Source organism: Sphingopyxis sp. OAS728 (assembly GCF_014873485.1).
GTDB lineage: Bacteria > Pseudomonadota > Alphaproteobacteria > Sphingomonadales > Sphingomonadaceae > Sphingopyxis.
This window is the reverse complement of the sequence record NZ_JADBDT010000001.1, coordinates 4,342,954-4,357,044: the sequence shown is the minus strand read 5'-3', so window position 1 is coordinate 4,357,044 and position 14,091 is coordinate 4,342,954. Positions and strand designations below refer to the sequence as shown.

General features: G+C 62.5%; 20 protein-coding genes. 12 read left to right on the top strand and 8 right to left on the bottom strand.

From position 1 onward, the window contains the following. Positions 1-53 precede the first annotated feature (53 nt). The 6 genes from GGC65_RS20605 to GGC65_RS20580 all read left to right on the top strand — a co-directional run bounded on the left by GGC65_RS20605 (position 54) and on the right by GGC65_RS20580 (position 4,567). The gene (locus GGC65_RS20605; RefSeq protein WP_192648866.1) at positions 54-1,121 is read left to right on the top strand and encodes a zinc-dependent alcohol dehydrogenase family protein; all 1,068 of its coding nucleotides are present in this window, start codon (positions 54-56) and stop codon (positions 1,119-1,121) included. Then, complete coding sequence (locus tag GGC65_RS20600; RefSeq protein WP_318780205.1) at positions 1,118-1,771, top strand: hypothetical protein; 654 nt, start codon at positions 1,118-1,120, stop codon at positions 1,769-1,771. Before GGC65_RS20605 ends, GGC65_RS20600 begins: the two co-directional genes overlap by 4 nt. Positions 1,772-1,844: 73 nt before the next feature. Then, the gene (locus GGC65_RS20595; protein ID WP_192648865.1) at positions 1,845-2,402 is read left to right on the top strand and encodes a hypothetical protein; all 558 of its coding nucleotides are present in this window, start codon (positions 1,845-1,847) and stop codon (positions 2,400-2,402) included. Continuing rightward, positions 2,390-2,764: an STAS/SEC14 domain-containing protein gene (locus GGC65_RS20590; protein WP_192648864.1), complete on the top strand. Its 375-nt coding sequence runs from the start codon at positions 2,390-2,392 to the stop codon at positions 2,762-2,764. Before GGC65_RS20595 ends, GGC65_RS20590 begins: the two co-directional genes overlap by 13 nt. Continuing rightward, positions 2,761-3,492: a VIT family protein gene (locus GGC65_RS20585; protein ID WP_192648863.1), complete on the top strand. Its 732-nt coding sequence runs from the start codon at positions 2,761-2,763 to the stop codon at positions 3,490-3,492. The genes GGC65_RS20590 and GGC65_RS20585 overlap by 4 nt, the downstream gene beginning before the upstream one ends. A gap of 190 nt (positions 3,493-3,682) precedes the next feature. Further along, positions 3,683-4,567: an ATP-grasp fold amidoligase family protein gene (locus GGC65_RS20580; RefSeq protein WP_192648862.1), complete on the top strand. Its 885-nt coding sequence runs from the start codon at positions 3,683-3,685 to the stop codon at positions 4,565-4,567. Between the two features lie 27 nt (positions 4,568-4,594). Here GGC65_RS20580 and GGC65_RS20575 read toward each other — a convergent pair whose 3' ends face one another. From GGC65_RS20575 to GGC65_RS20565, 4 genes are all read right to left on the bottom strand, one after another. Next, positions 4,595-5,050 carry an ion channel gene (locus GGC65_RS20575; protein ID WP_192648861.1) on the bottom strand — a complete coding sequence of 152 codons (456 nt, stop codon included), beginning with the start codon at positions 5,048-5,050 and terminating at the stop codon, positions 4,595-4,597. A gap of 73 nt (positions 5,051-5,123) precedes the next feature. Further along, positions 5,124-6,677: a flavin-containing monooxygenase gene (locus tag GGC65_RS20570; protein WP_192648860.1), complete on the bottom strand. Its 1,554-nt coding sequence runs from the start codon at positions 6,675-6,677 to the stop codon at positions 5,124-5,126. A gap of 128 nt (positions 6,678-6,805) precedes the next feature. After that, a complete protein-coding gene (locus GGC65_RS23635; protein WP_257720439.1) occupies positions 6,806-6,934 on the bottom strand; it encodes a hypothetical protein in 129 nt (42 codons plus the stop codon). Positions 6,935-6,936: 2 nt separating this feature from the next. Continuing rightward, the gene (locus GGC65_RS20565; protein ID WP_192648859.1) at positions 6,937-7,140 is read right to left on the bottom strand and encodes a hypothetical protein; all 204 of its coding nucleotides are present in this window, start codon (positions 7,138-7,140) and stop codon (positions 6,937-6,939) included. A 177-nt stretch (positions 7,141-7,317) separates the two neighbouring features. On the opposite strand from GGC65_RS20565, the gene GGC65_RS20560 reads away from it, so the two are divergent. Continuing rightward, a complete protein-coding gene (locus GGC65_RS20560) occupies positions 7,318-7,782 on the top strand; it encodes an NUDIX domain-containing protein (RefSeq protein WP_225940940.1) in 465 nt (154 codons plus the stop codon). A gap of 61 nt (positions 7,783-7,843) precedes the next feature. Here the strand turns inward: GGC65_RS20560 and GGC65_RS20555 are convergent, their stop codons facing one another. Continuing rightward, positions 7,844-8,503, bottom strand: coding sequence for a BON domain-containing protein (locus tag GGC65_RS20555; RefSeq protein ID WP_192648857.1), 660 nt, complete (start codon positions 8,501-8,503; stop codon positions 7,844-7,846). Positions 8,504-8,803: 300 nt separating this feature from the next. Between GGC65_RS20555 and GGC65_RS20550 the strand changes: the two genes are divergently transcribed. After that, positions 8,804-9,445, top strand: coding sequence for a YoaK family protein (locus tag GGC65_RS20550; RefSeq protein ID WP_192648856.1), 642 nt, complete (start codon positions 8,804-8,806; stop codon positions 9,443-9,445). Positions 9,446-9,519: 74 nt separating this feature from the next. On the opposite strand, the gene GGC65_RS20545 is transcribed toward GGC65_RS20550, so the two are convergent. Together GGC65_RS20545 and GGC65_RS20540 are read right to left on the bottom strand one after the other, a co-directional pair. Further along, positions 9,520-9,864, bottom strand: a complete 345-nt coding sequence (locus GGC65_RS20545; RefSeq protein WP_192648855.1) for a hypothetical protein — start codon at positions 9,862-9,864, stop codon at positions 9,520-9,522. A 229-nt stretch (positions 9,865-10,093) separates the two neighbouring features. After that, positions 10,094-10,657: an arsinothricin resistance N-acetyltransferase ArsN1 family B gene (locus GGC65_RS20540; protein WP_192648854.1), complete on the bottom strand. Its 564-nt coding sequence runs from the start codon at positions 10,655-10,657 to the stop codon at positions 10,094-10,096. A gap of 113 nt (positions 10,658-10,770) precedes the next feature. Here GGC65_RS20540 and GGC65_RS20535 point away from each other — a divergent pair, with 113 nt between their 5' ends. Genes GGC65_RS20535 through arsH form a run of 4 tightly spaced genes read left to right on the top strand, consistent with a single transcriptional unit; the run spans position 10,771 to position 13,364 of the window. Next, positions 10,771-11,100, top strand: a complete 330-nt coding sequence (locus GGC65_RS20535) for an ArsR/SmtB family transcription factor (protein WP_192648853.1) — start codon at positions 10,771-10,773, stop codon at positions 11,098-11,100. 13 nt (positions 11,101-11,113) lie between these two features. Then, on the top strand, positions 11,114-11,542 hold the full coding sequence (gene arsC, locus GGC65_RS20530; protein ID WP_318780204.1) for an arsenate reductase (glutaredoxin): 429 nt from the start codon (positions 11,114-11,116) through the stop codon (positions 11,540-11,542). A 3-nt stretch (positions 11,543-11,545) separates the two neighbouring features. Then, a complete protein-coding gene (gene arsB / locus GGC65_RS20525; RefSeq protein WP_192648851.1) occupies positions 11,546-12,604 on the top strand; it encodes an ACR3 family arsenite efflux transporter in 1,059 nt (352 codons plus the stop codon). Between the two features lie 4 nt (positions 12,605-12,608). After that, positions 12,609-13,364, top strand: coding sequence for an arsenical resistance protein ArsH (gene arsH / locus GGC65_RS20520; protein WP_192648850.1), 756 nt, complete (start codon positions 12,609-12,611; stop codon positions 13,362-13,364). A 158-nt stretch (positions 13,365-13,522) separates the two neighbouring features. Here arsH and GGC65_RS20515 read toward each other — a convergent pair whose 3' ends face one another. Further along, positions 13,523-14,056 carry a hypothetical protein gene (locus GGC65_RS20515; RefSeq protein WP_192648849.1) on the bottom strand — a complete coding sequence of 178 codons (534 nt, stop codon included), beginning with the start codon at positions 14,054-14,056 and terminating at the stop codon, positions 13,523-13,525. Positions 14,057-14,091: the final 35 nt, after the last annotated feature.

Sequence of the window (14,091 nt, the reverse complement as noted above, 5' to 3'; positions counted from 1 at the left end):
AGGCCGCCAAGGCAAAGGTCCGGACGCCCCGCCACATACAAAGGAGACATCGCATGAAAGCCCTCGTCTATAACGGCCCCGGCCTGAAAGCCGTCGAGGAGCGGCCGGTGCCTCAGGTGCAGGACGCGGGCGACGCGATTGTGCGCATCACTAGGACGACCATTTGCGGCACCGACCTGCACATATTGAAAGGCGATGTCCCGAGCTGCGAACCGGGGCGCATCCTCGGGCACGAGGGCGTCGGTATCGTCGACAGCATCGGGACGGGCGTGACCGTTTTCGCGCCCGGCGACCATGTTCTGATCAGCTGCATAACCGCGTGCGGCCGCTGCGACTATTGCCGTCGGGGCATGCCATCGCATTGCACGACGGGCGGCTGGATCCTCGGCAACATCATCGACGGCACGCAGGCAGAATATGTTCGTATCCCGCATGCCGACACCAGCCTCTATGCCATCCCCGAGGAGGCCGGCGAGGATGCGCTGGTCATGCTCAGCGACATCCTGCCGACGGGCTTCGAATGCGGCGTGCTCAACGGCAAGGTCGCGCCGGGATCGACCGTCGCGATCGTCGGCGCGGGTCCGATCGGCCTTGCCGCGCTGCTCACGGCGCAGCTGTTCTCGCCCGCCCGGATCATCATGATCGATCTGGACGAGGCGCGCCTCGCCATGGCGCGCCGGTTCGGCGCCACCGACACGATCAACAGCGGCACGCGCGACGCCGCGGCGGCGCTGATGGAGATGACGGATGCGCGCGGCGCCGACACGGTGATCGAGGCTGTCGGCGTTGCCGCCACCTTCGAACTCTGTCAGCTGCTTGTCGCAGCCGGGGGAACGATTGCAAATGTCGGCGTGCATGGCGCCAAGGCCGACCTGCACCTCGAACACCTCTGGTCCCGCAATATCACGATCACGACGCGATTGGTCGATACCGTCTCGACGCCGCAGCTCTTGCGGATGGTCGAGGCGAAGCAATTGGATCCCGGAGAGCTTGTCACCCATCATTTTGCGATGGCCGACATGATGGACGCATATGAGGTCTTCTCGCGGGCGGCCGAGACCAAGGCACTGAAGGTCATCATCGAAGCGGACGATCCGCGCGCGGCGAGGACCGCCGCGTGACGCAGCGCATGAAAGAGATCGCGCGGACCATCGTCGAACTGCAGGTCGAACTCGATCGCGAGATCGAACATCGGCGAAGGGCGCTCGGCGTGCGGGTTCATGACCGGCTTGTGGAGTTCGAACGCGGCATCGTGATCGAACAGAGGAAACTCAAGACGAGCGTGCGGGCGTTTCTCGCCCGCTCCTCCTTCGGTGCCGTGCTCACCGCGCCCGTCATCTACTCGATGCTGCTTCCGCTGGTCCTGCTCGATATCTGGATCAGCTTCTACCAGGCGGTATGCTTTCGCGCCTATGGGATCGGCCGTGTGGAGCGGCGCGACTATATCGCGTTCGATCGGGGGCGCCTCGCCTATCTCAACTGGGTCGAATCGTTGAACTGTGCCTATTGCGCCTACGCCAATGGCGTGATCGCCTACGCTCGCGAGATCGGGAGCCGGACCGAGCAATATTGGTGCCCGATCAAGCATGCGCTGAAGATCAGCGACCCGCACCAGCGCTATTATGAATTTCTCGAATTTGGCGATGCCGAGGGGTATCGGACGCGTCTCGCCGCGTTCCGCGAGCTGCTGGCCGCCGACGACGACGATATCGCCAAAGGGACCCGCGCCGCGTCACCGCGACCCGAAGCGGAGGAACCGGCGAGTCCGTAGAATCCCGTAATGCGGCACTTCCGGCACGGCGTTATGCCTGCTCCCGACGCAATTTTCCGCAAGGGAGACGATAATGATTGCGACCGATGCGCCCGGCCGACCCGTGCAGAGCGGCCTCTGGAAAGAAATCTCGGTGCTCGAGATCGGAGTGGCGGTGTGCCTCCTCATCCTGTTCGTCCTCTCGCGCACCTTCCTCGAGACGATCGCCGCCATCTACATGCTGGTCGCCGCGATGCTGTTCGCCGCGCTCGTCCAAGGCCGCATGGCGGCGACCTGCAATGACTGGCTGGATCGGCGGCTCTGGCAGGCAAGCGCGCTCGCCTGTCTTGTTCAGGCGATCATTCTGTTCGTCGATCCGTTGCTCGGGGGTTATCATACCGCCATGGCGATGGCGGGTATTCTCGCCGCTGGCGGGGCGGCGCGGCTGACGCTTGCCCTCGTGCGGGGCCATGCGGGCCGCGGCTGGCTCTATCTCTCGGGCGCAGTCAGCATGATGGTCTCGCTGGCTATCGGATTCGCCTGGCCGTTCACCTCGATCATCCCCGCAGCGCAAAGTCTCGCGCTCGACCTGCTCGCAGTCGCGGCCATGCTAGCCAGCGTCACCGGAAAGGCGCCGACATGTTCGAAATGATCCACACGAAGGATGATGTCCTTGCCGTCCGTATCGAGGGCAAGATCACCGGCGAGGATCTGGCCGCGATCGTGGACCGGCTCGACGCCGCGATGGCGGCGAACGAAAAGGTGCATGTCTATGCCGAGACGCAGTCGATCGACGGTATCGAGATCAACGGGCTGGCCGCTCATATCGCACGCGCCGCGCCGCTTTTCGCGAAGCTCGACCGGTTCGGACGCGTCGCGGTCGTCGCCGACCAGCTATGGATCCGGGCCCTCGCGCGGATCGAAAGCGCGCTTCTGCTGCATATCAGCTATAGGGTGTTCAAGCCCGAGGATCGCGGCGCGGCGCTGATGTGGGTCGAAGGGCGCGACGTATGACGGGCACCCTTCTGCCCGGTCCCTGGCCGTCCGCACGCGGCGATTACCGCGAAGCCCATCTCGTATCGCGGACGGGCTGGCTGCGGGCAGCCGTGCTCGGCGCGAACGACGGGATTGTCTCCACCGCAAGTCTTATCATCGGCGTCGCGGCGTCGGGTGCCACCCGTCAATCGATCCTGGTTTCGGGGATTGCCGGCCTCGTTGCCGGCGCCATGTCAATGGCGGCCGGCGAATTTGTGTCGGTCAGTTCGCAGGCCGATACCGAGCGGGCGGACCTTGCCCGCGAAAAGAGAGAGCTGGAGAGCGACCCCGCGGCCGAACGCGACGAACTCGCCGGCATTTATGAACGACGCGGCCTCGATCCGGAAACCGCGCGCATCGTGGTCAGCCAGATGACCGCGTTCGACGCGCTCACGACGCATGCGCGCGACGAACTCCATATCACCGACATGACGGCCGCGCGCCCGGTCACCGCGGCGCTGGCGTCTGCCGCCACCTTTACCGCCGGCGCGTCGCTGCCGCTCCTCGTCGCCGCGCTGACGCCGACGACAGGGATCGTTGCACTCGAAGCCATCGGGTCGCTGCTGTTCCTCGCCGCGCTGGGATGGCTCGGCGCATTTGCAGGTGGCGCCGCGCCCGCCCGTCCGGTTGCACGCGTTATATTCTGGGGGGCGCTTGCGATGGCCATCACGGCCGGAATCGGCCGGCTGGTGGGCACGGCTGTCTGACGGACATGGGCGGACCCCGCCCCGATCCTCGAAGGAATGATCGGGATAGGCAGCCTTTTCGCACCTGCACGGTTACCTGTTACATGACGGCCGCGGACAAACCATCGAAGCATGTGCGGCTCCTGGCCGCTTGGGCCGCCCTGCAGGCATATGAAAATCCGGGCGCCGGTCGTTGTGGAACGGGAGCGCCATGACCGCGGCTTTCGCTACCGCGCCGACCCAAAACGGTGTCGATCGGGGGCTTCTGCCCGCCGCGCAGCGCGTCGGTCTTCTCTATGGCTGGCGCCATGGCCGCCCCATCGACTGGAACCATCCCACCCGCTTCACCGAACTTGTGCAGCTTAGAAAGCTGACCGATCGGTCGCCGATCCAGACCCAGATGATGGACAAGATCGCGGCAAAGCGCTTGGCGGGGACGCGGCTGGGCGAGGAGTGGATCGTGCCGACGCTCTGGCAAGGCACGGACCTGCCCTGGCTGATCCCGTTCCCGGTCCCCGCGATCATCAAGTCGCGCCACGGCTGCAATCAATATAGGGTCATCACGGCCGTGCCCGACTGCGCGCGATGGCAGCAACTGCGCAGAACAGCCCGCCGCTGGCAGCGCAGACCCTACGGGCGCTGGCTCGCCGAATGGGCCTATCGCGACGTTCCGCGAGGCATCCTCGCCGAGCCGCTGCTTGGCGGCGCGCTCCCGCTCCCGATCGACTATAAGATCTATGTGTTCGGCGGCACCGCAACGCATGTCCAAGTCCATCTCGGGCGCGGCCGCCGGCATCGGTGGGTCCTTCACGACCGTAGCTGGCGACAGCTTGTCAAGGCCGCGGACGAACCGCCCCCGCCGCCGTCACTGCCTGCGATGCTGGAGGCGGCCGAAACGCTGGCCGGCGACATGAACTTTCTTCGCGTCGACTTCTACGACATCGGAGGTCGGCCCTATTTCGGGGAATATTGTCTCTATCCCGGTTCCGGGCTCGATCCCTTTGCCGCGGACTGGATCGATCTTGAACTGGGCGCGCTCTGGCTCGCAGCCCTGACTGAAAATCCAGTGTCACCCGCACCGACTGGTCGTGCCTAGCAGCCACACCGCGTCAGCACCGCTAGGTCACCCGCCACTATGATTGGTATCGAAACTGCGTTCGAGGAGTTTCTTGCGATCGACGATCGAGAAAAAGAAGGCCGTGGACCAGCCGATCAGGATGATACCGCTCGCGCCCTCGATCGCACCGAGGATGCGCAGCCCCGGGGGCAGGACGAGATCGCCATAGCCTATCGTGACATAGGTCGATGTCGAGAAATAGAACGCATGCTCGAAGTCTGTGAAAGCGCCGAGCAGCTGGTACATGCCTGCCCAGATCCAGATTTCGGCCGAGTGCAGCGCGAATAGCCCGAAGGCGGCGACGAGGATCGCGCCGCCGTTGAGAAGAATGACGAGATAACGCCGCGAAGCACGCCGATAGCGGCGCAGAATGGCGAGCAACACTGCCAGGCCGGCGAGATGCACGACGACCGTGACGCCGACGACGAGCGTGGCGAGAGCCAGCCGATGGGCGAGCGTCACGGACTGCGCGGGGCGGCAGCCTCTATCATGGGAGGCCTATGCCCCTCGCCGATCTTGCGGCGGGGCCACGCCATCAGGCCGCAACGTCCGTAGTGGCCCGCTCGGACACCCCCGGTCGCTCACCGTCATAGACGAACTCCGCTCCGCGCAGCTCGATGCGCGGGAAAGCGTCCTTCTCCGCCCAATAATCCTGATTGTGGCGCCATTCGGGTTTGTCACCGCGGCGCGGCATCGCGCCCAGCCCGCGCATCAGATAGCCCGGATTGAAATTATCTTCCTCGATCCACGGCAGGATCTGCATGCCCTCATCCTCGGGCCTGAGCGCGACCTCGACCCTCCTCGCACCGATGTCGTCCATATGGTTGAGGAGGTTGCAGACAAAGTCTCCCATCATGTCGACCCTGAGGGTCCAGCTGGCGCGAAAATAGCCCATGACCCAGGCAAGGTTGGGCACGCCGGTCATCATCATCCCGCGATAGGTGATCGTCTTCGCCCAATCGACCGGCGTGCCGTCGATATCGAACGGGATCCCGCCCATCACCGACAGATTGAATCCGGTCGCGGCCACGATGATGTCGGCCTCGATCTCCTCGCCGCCGACCGTGCGGACACTCGTCGCAGTAAAATGGTCGATCGTATCGGTGACGACCGTCAGCTTTCCCTGGGTCGCCGCCTTGAAGATGTCGCCTTCGGGACAGAAGGCGAGCCGCTGCTGCCACGGGCGGTATTTCGGCGTGAAATGCGGCTCGAACTTAAACTCGGGATCGCCCGAATAGGCCCGGATCAGCGCTTTCAGCTCCTCGAACACCGCATCGGGCTCGGATTGGCAACGCCGCGTCATCAGATCCTGGTCGTGCATGATCTGTGCCCGCACGACGCGGTGGACCGTGGGCTCGTCGATCCCGACCTCGCGAAGCCGGTCGGCCAGTTCGTTCCTGTTCTCGCTGCAGTAGAAATAGGTCGGCGAACGCTGGAGCATCGTCACATGCGCCGCCTTTTTGGCGAAGGCCGGCACGATGGTCGCCGCGGTAGCGCCCGAGCCGATGACGAGTATGCGCTTGCCCGCATAATCGATCGCCGAATCCCAGAGCTGGGCATGGATGAACTGCCCCTCATAATCCGAAAGTCCCGGCCAATCGGGGATATAGGGCTTCTCATGATCATAATAGCCCTGGCACATCCACAGGAAGCCGGCCGTGAAGGTGACGGCCACGCCATCCGATGCGCGCACCGCTTCTATCGTCCAGCGATTGGCGGCGCTCGACCAGTGGCAGGCGGTAATGCGATGACCGTAGTGGATATGGACCCCGATCTCGTTCTCCTCGATCACCTCGCCCATATATTTGAGGATTTCGGCGCCGCTGGCGATCGGCGCGCCCACCCAGGGCTTGAAGCGATAGCCAAAGGTGTAGAGGTCCGAGTCCGATCGAACGCCGGGATATCTGTGCGTGTCCCATGTCCCGCCGAAGGTCGGTTTCGCCTCAAGGATCGCGTATCTCTTCCCCGGGCACTGCTCCTGGAGATGATAGGCCGAACCGATGCCCGAGATGCCGGCACCAACGATCAACACGTCGACATGGATGGGACGGGGCTCGCTCGCGCGCCCTCGGTGCCTGATTTCTTCCATCGACAGCTCCCTTATCTTGTATCTTTGGAAAGGCATGAACACCGCATCGGCAAAGGTCATTGACCTTGGTCAACCGGCCTATCCCGCATCTGCTCGAGGATTAGCCACACCCGCGTGGGCGGCGCCGGTCAGAGCCGGAAGAGAAAGAACCAGACAGAACCCAGAATGACGAAGGCGAAATAGACGAGCCACAGTCCGAGCGAAGCCGCGTGCTCGCGGTCACGCTCAATCGGATCTTCGGGGTTCGATGGCGCCACTTTCAAGACCCCTTGCGTGCAAATCTTCGCGCCGCGAGGAGGCCAGCGGTAAGAATGGGGACGAGCGCCGCCGCCGCGCGAAGCTTGGGCGATGGCGAAACGCGGCCGATCTTCTTGCGCATCCGGTGCGGCACGCCGAGTTTCGCAAGCGACTTGTCAACATCGGGCATATCCATATTGGCCTCCTTCACCTTATGCGTGGTCATAGATTGAGCGAAAGCGTCAGACCGCGAAATACGTAGATTCCGCACATGGCCGGGGAACGAAGGGCGCGTTACCTTTCAGCCATAGCTGCGCGGCGGCGCCGAAGACTGACGGGCAGAACCTCGCAGCGATGATCGGGAGAGGGGATCGATGCCGACAAACAGCTGCGACTGCCAGTGATGGCGCGAAGCGCCGGGATACTGCTTTATCGGCTGAAGGGCGGGAGCGCGGAAGTCTTGCTCGTCCATCCCGGCGGACCCTATTGGCGTGGGCGCGACCGCGGCGCTTGGCAGATACCGAAGGGAGAAATTGCGGCGGGTGAAAACGCGGAGGCTGTCGCCTTGCGCGAAGCCCAGGAAGAGCTTGGCATACCACTGCAAGGTGCGCTTGTTCCGCTGGGCCAGCACCGGCAGGCTGGGGGAAAGATCGTCGAAGGCTTCGCGCTCGAGCAGGATCTCGATGTTACTGCGGTCGTGAGCAATCGCTTCGAGATCGAGTGGCCGCCGGGCAGCGGCCTGTGCCAGTCGTTTCCCGAAATCGACGCGGCACGATGGTTCTCGGTTGCGGAGGCAGAAGCCATGATGCTTCCAAGCCAGCAGCCGTTCCTTGACCGGCTCGCCGATTATCTGGCCCTTCGACACTGACGCAAAAGCGGCCGCCCGTCTTCGAGGGCGGCCGCAAAGCGTATTTTCGGGATCGCTCCGCTCAAAGGGCGATCGTGATATTATCCTCGACCCGGGTGACCCCCGGCGCCGACCATGCGGCCCTCTCGGCGACCCCGCGCTCGGCCCACGCCTTGACCTTGCCGCCGAGCTTCACAATTCCCCCTTCGGTGGTCACGGTCACCGCGGCGGCGTCGAGATCGGCCTGGCGTTTGAAGGCCGAAACGATGCGCTCCTTCACGTCGGCGGGCGCCGGGTGCTGCTTGACCTCGATCAGGTTGCTCACGCCCGCGACGCCGGTAACGCGGCTGGCGGCCCTGAAGGCTTCCTTGCGTTGATAGTCCCAGTCGACCATGCCGCTGAGCGTCACCCAGCCATGCTCGACCTTGACCTGAATCCTGTCGGTCGGGATCGACACCGTCCAGGCCATCATATCGAGCAGGCGCCTGGCGATTTCATGATCGGCCATTTTGGGCTCGGATGCGAAATGAACCTTGATCTCTTCGGCGATTGCCCGGACGCCGGCAACGCGCCGCGTCGCCTTCTCGGCGGCAATCTTCTCGGGATAGGTTTTCACATAACCCGAAAGAGTGACGACGCCATCGGTTACGGCGACGCCGATGTCGGCATGATCGATGCTTGGCTCCCATTCTAGCTCGTCCATCACATCGCGCTGCAACTGCCCGTCTGTCTTCTTCAACATCATCTGTCTCCTCGTCGTCCGAAGGTCGCAACCTTGCCAAAGGCCGGCAGGACCCGGTGGCTCGGTTCGGAAACCTTCGCCTACCTCGCGCACCGCCCCAATTCGGAAACATCCGTAAGGGTAACGCCTGCCCGATGGCGTCGACGTCGAATAAATGTGGGTCGGCCTAAAGGCTCCGGTCAGAGAACCGGACTCTTGCTCCCGCTTTCGATCTCAGCCCCTGATCGAAAGCGTGATGGCCTCTCGCGCCGAACAATGGCGTAGAGACATCGCCGGCACGGCGATGCTATCGAAGACTCCATGATCCGGTATGACAGAAGCTTTCGAAGACTGGCGATCTGCCTCGCCGGGCTGGCAGGATTTGTCGATGCCATCGGGTTTCTCGGATCGGGCGGCCTCTTCGTCTCGTTCATGAGCGGCAACTCGACCAGAATGGCGATCGGTATAGCTGAAGCGTCCACACTGGCCCTGGCGGCCGCAGCGCTCATTGGTCTCTTCGTTGTCGGCGTGATCCTCAACATCATCGCGTCGGCAAAGATCACGTTCGCCCATCGCAAAGTCGTGTCGATATCGGGCGTCGCGGCGCTTCTCCTCGGCGCGGCCAGCTGCAAATGGGCCGGTTCCGATGTTCCTGCCACGGGATTGCTGTGCATAGCGATGGGCGCTTCCAACACGATCTTCCGCCGCGACGGAGAGGTCAGTATCGGCGTCACCTACATGACCGGCACCTTGGTCAAACTCGGCCATAGGCTCGCCGATGCGGCATTGGGCGGCAGCCCGACGGCCTGGATTCCATACCTGTTGCTTTGGCTGGCCCTCGTCGGCGGAGGCATTCTCGGCGCGGCCAGCTATGCCTGGTCTCCAGACGCAAGTTTTGGGTTCGCCGCCGCCTTCGCTCTTACCCTCATTCCCGTGACGCAAAGATTGACCGCCACCATGTAGCTCTGAACTGGCCGATAGGGGTCTCTTTCCGCAATTGAGGCCACCCTATACGACAACCAGACGTTATCGCCCGGCTAGCCGTGCGCGCGCTCCGCTCCCAACATCATCTCGCTGATATTCCCCCGATGACGATAGCTGAGGATGATCAGAAAGATCGACAGAAATAGCATTCCGCCAAAGACCGCGATCAGGCCGAGCGCAAGGCCGCCAAGGGTGAAGTTGTTTCGCCAAGCGGTCCAAAGCCCTGAGAGCAGGAGAAAAGTGAAGAAGTCAAAATTGAACTGGCCGGGCCACGCCATGGTAGCCATGTCGCCGAAGAATATAGATAGTAGATCCCATCCGTGCGCATGGATCGTGACGCCGGTGTAAATGAGAATCGACAGCAGGCACGCCCCAAGAAAGATTCTAAACCAAACCATGGTCCCCTCCCGCAGTGGTCTCCACAGTTCGCGACCGCCGACAATTTACCTCCAGATTCTCGCCCTCCCAAGCTAGCAGCCAGAGATCCGCATGCGCTTCCTCAACTGACTCGATTGGCCGATTTGAGTCGGTCTGCTTCTGTACAAAAGTCGTGAACAGCCGCCGTTCAATAAACCACTAGCGTGATACGACAGAAAGCCGATTCTAGCGCGCCAACTCCCGGATCACTCACAATAGTCGTTGCCACCAACCGACATCGTGCCAGGCATCAAATTTTCTTCCGACCTCGCGGTAGATGCCGACCTGTTCAAAGCCCATAGCTTCGTGCAGCCCGACGCTCGCGTCGTTTGGCAATGCGATGCCCGCAAATGCAGCGTGATAGCCCAAGCTCGCCGCGGCAGGCAGCAGACGGGAATACAAGCGACGCGCCACCCCGCCCCGCTGCGCGCTGCGTGCCACATAGACTGCGACATCGACGGATGTCCGATAGGCCGCGCGAGTCCTGTGCTCACTGGCGTAAGCGTAACCGACAACCTGCCCATCCACTTCGGCGACCAGATAGGGGTATTTGGGTAGGATGGCGGCGATGCGCCTTTCCATCTCCCCAATATCGGGCGGCGCTTCCTCGAACGATATGGTGGTGGAAGTTACATAGGGTGCGTAGATCGCCTGAACCGCCGGAGCGCCCCTTAGTCTATCTGACGCACGTCCATCTTTGCACCACTCCCAATCAGACTTGGACACATTGACCCGCCGCGGTCGGACAATCAAGACAGCACTCACCTGCTGCATGCACGGTACCCAAGCGTCGCCAGTGCAGACGCTGAGCGAGGTCGCTGGCGTCAACTCATCGGAAATTCACGATGCGATTTGACTTGGCAATGTGCATCGTATAATTCCGATGCATGGACAATGATTCAGCACTGCTCGCCCTAGCTGCACTGGCACATCCGACGAGACTCGACGCTTTCCGGCGGCTCGTCCAGCATGAGCCGGAGGGACTTTCGACAGGACAACTCGTCGAACAATCAGGCCTGACCCAGAGCACCTTCTCCACGCACCTTGCCGTGCTTGCTAAGGCTGGGCTCGTTCAGTCGGAGAAGCGGGGGCGCCACTTCATCCAGCGTGCCGACATAGATGCGCTTCGCGACCTCATGCTTTTCCTCGCAAAGGATTGCTGCCAGGGCCGCGCCGAACTCTGCGAACCCCTGCTTGCAGAACTCGCCTGCTGCTGATCGGAGCGAAGCCGTGACCGACATCATCATCTACCACAACCCCGATTGCGGCACGTCCCGCAACACGCTCGGCCTCATCCGCAATGCCGGGATCGAACCGCATGTTGTCGAATATCTGAAGACACCGCCGTCGCGCCCGCTGCTCGAACATCTGATAACCCGCGCCGGGATCGCGGCGCGTGACCTGCTTCGCGAAAAAGGCACCCCTTATGCCGAACTCGGCCTCGACGATCGGGCGCTCGCCGATGTCGAGCTCATCGACGCAATGATGGCGCACCCGGTGCTCATCAACCGCCCACTCGTCGTCTCGCCGCTCGGGGTCCGGCTCTGCCGCCCCTCCGAGGTCGTGCTCGACATTCTCCCGGCCCGCCAGCTGGGCGCTTTCGCCAAGGAAGATGGCGAGCCCGTCGTCGACGCCGGCGGCAACCGCGTGGGCAACTGACCAATGGCCGACACCATCCGGCTGTCATTCCTCGACCGCTACCTAACACTCTGGATCTTCCTCGCGATGGCGCTCGGCGTGCTACTCGGGTCGATCTTCGAGGGGCTGCCCGCCGCGATCGATGCATTGTCGATCGGGACGACCAACATCCCGATCGCGATCGGTCTTATCCTGATGATGTATCCGCCGCTGGCTCGGGTGCGCTACGACGAGTTGCCGCGCGTGTTCGACGATCGCCGCGTGCTGGCAATCTCGCTGATCCAGAACTGGATCATCGGGCCGGTCCTCATGTTCGTGCTCGCGGTCCTTTTCCTCTCGGACAAGCCCGAATACATGACCGGCCTGATCCTGATCGGCCTCGCCCGCTGCATCGCGATGGTCATCGTCTGGAACCAGCTCGCGAAGGGCGACAATCAATATGTCGCCGCGCTCGTCGCCTTCAACTCGATCTTCCAGATCCTCTTTTTCAGCGTCTACGCATGGTTCTTCCTCGCCGTGCTGCCGCTCCTCTTCGGCCTCGAAGGCAGCGTCATCGATGTCAGCTTCGGCACGATCGCCGAGGCCGTCCTTATCTACCTCGGTATTCCATTCGCCGCAGGTTTCCTGACGCGCCGCGTTCTCGCGAAGGCCAAGGGGGAAGAATGGTATGAGACGCGTTTTCTCCCGAAGATCGCGCCGATCACCCTCGTGGCGCTGCTGTTCACGATCGTAGCCATGTTCAGCCTGAAAGGTAGCGAGATCGTCACGATCCCCGGCGACGTGATCCGGATCGCAATCCCGCTCACCATTTATTTCCTGGTCCAGTTCCTCATCAGCTTTTGGATGGGCAAGCTCATCGCGGCCGACTACCCACGCACGACCGCGGTCGCCTTCACCGCCGCGGGTAACAACTTCGAACTCGCGATCGCGGTTGCGATCGCCGCCTTCGGTCTCGCATCGCCGGTTGCCTTCGCCGCGACCATCGGTCCGCTCGTCGAGGTCCCGGTTCTCATCCTGCTTGTCAGCGTCGCGTTTCGGCTCGGCCGCCGCTGGTTCCCCGCGACGGCCCCTACGGACAATTGAAATCATGACAGACCAGAATTTCTCTCGCCTACGCACGCTCGCCGATGCCGACCATCTTCCAGCGCTCAGCCCCGAATATCTCCGCGCGCAGCCCGCGCTCGGTCTCGGGCCGCTCGACCCCGCCCCGCGCATCCTGTTGCTCTACGGGTCCTTACGCGAACGCTCATACTCGCGGCTGGTTGTCGAGGAGACCGCGCGCCTGCTGCAACTATTCGGGTGCGAGACGCGCATCTTCGATCCTTCGGACCTCCCGCTGCCCGATCAGGTCGCCGATGACGATCATCCGGCCGTCGAGGAACTGCGCCAGCATTCGCTCTGGTCGGAAGGCCAAGTGTGGTGCAGCCCTGAGCGTCACGGCCAGATCACCGGCATCATGAAGGCGCAGGTCGATCATCTCCCGCTCGCATATAAGGGCCTCCGGCCGACGCAAGGCCGCACGCTCGCGGTCATGCAGGTGTCGGCAGGGTCGCAGTCGTTCAACAGCGTCAACACGCTGCGCATCCTCGGCCGCTGGATGCGGATGATCACCATCCCCAACCAGTCGAGTGTCGCAAAGGCCTATCAGGAGTTCGACGAGGCGGGCCGGATGCTTCCATCGAGCTATTATGACCGGATCGTCGATGTCGCCGAGGAACTGGTGCGCTTCACCGTCCTCACGCGTGGTCATGCCGATCAGCTCGTCGACCGCTATTCGGAGCGGAAAGACCGGAAAGAGCCCGTCGTGACACGGGCAGAATTTGCCGGAATTCCGGGCGCCTGACGAGCATTTCTGGCCGATAGTGGACCGGCAACTTTGAAATGCCCAATCATCAGAAGCGGAAGGGCCGACGACGGAAGTTTGCGGCAGCCGATGAGCGTAAGGATCATGGTTCGGCAACGCAGCCAGCTGATGGTGCAGCTGCTGCCGCGACGTTACTCCTATTCGGCAGCTACCGGCGTCAACCCGCCCTCGATTGCGGGCATGACCTTGAAATAGGCGTGCTCGTGATCGTTCGAGACGCGCCCTCCCCATTGAGGGCCTTCGCTGTAATGAATCAGATAGATTTGCTGGCCGGTGTCGAAGGCGATCGCCCGATCCACACTGTGGCTGGGCAACGGCACGCCGCAGGTCACGCCAGTCTTGGATGGCCGCCATTCCGCGCACCGTATGTCCTGAAACTGGTTAGCATCGCGGAACGTGAGCGACATCCGCGCGCGAGCTGGATCGATATATCCACTCAATGGCGAAAACTCCCGCCCGGTGCTGAGTTTGATATTAAGCCAGAACATCCGCGCGGGCGGACGCAAATTCGCAGTCACGAGATCGAGCTTACCGTCTTCGTCTATATTCACCTCAAGCGAAACACTTCGAGTTTGCGAGGTTCCCGGTTTATGCGCCCACGCCAGTTCTGGCATCACTGTCAGCGCGGTGAAAAGCAGTCCAGCTCTTATCGCCTGTCGTGTCCGATGCATCTATCTCTCCTGAAACCAATATTGGCGGCAATTAA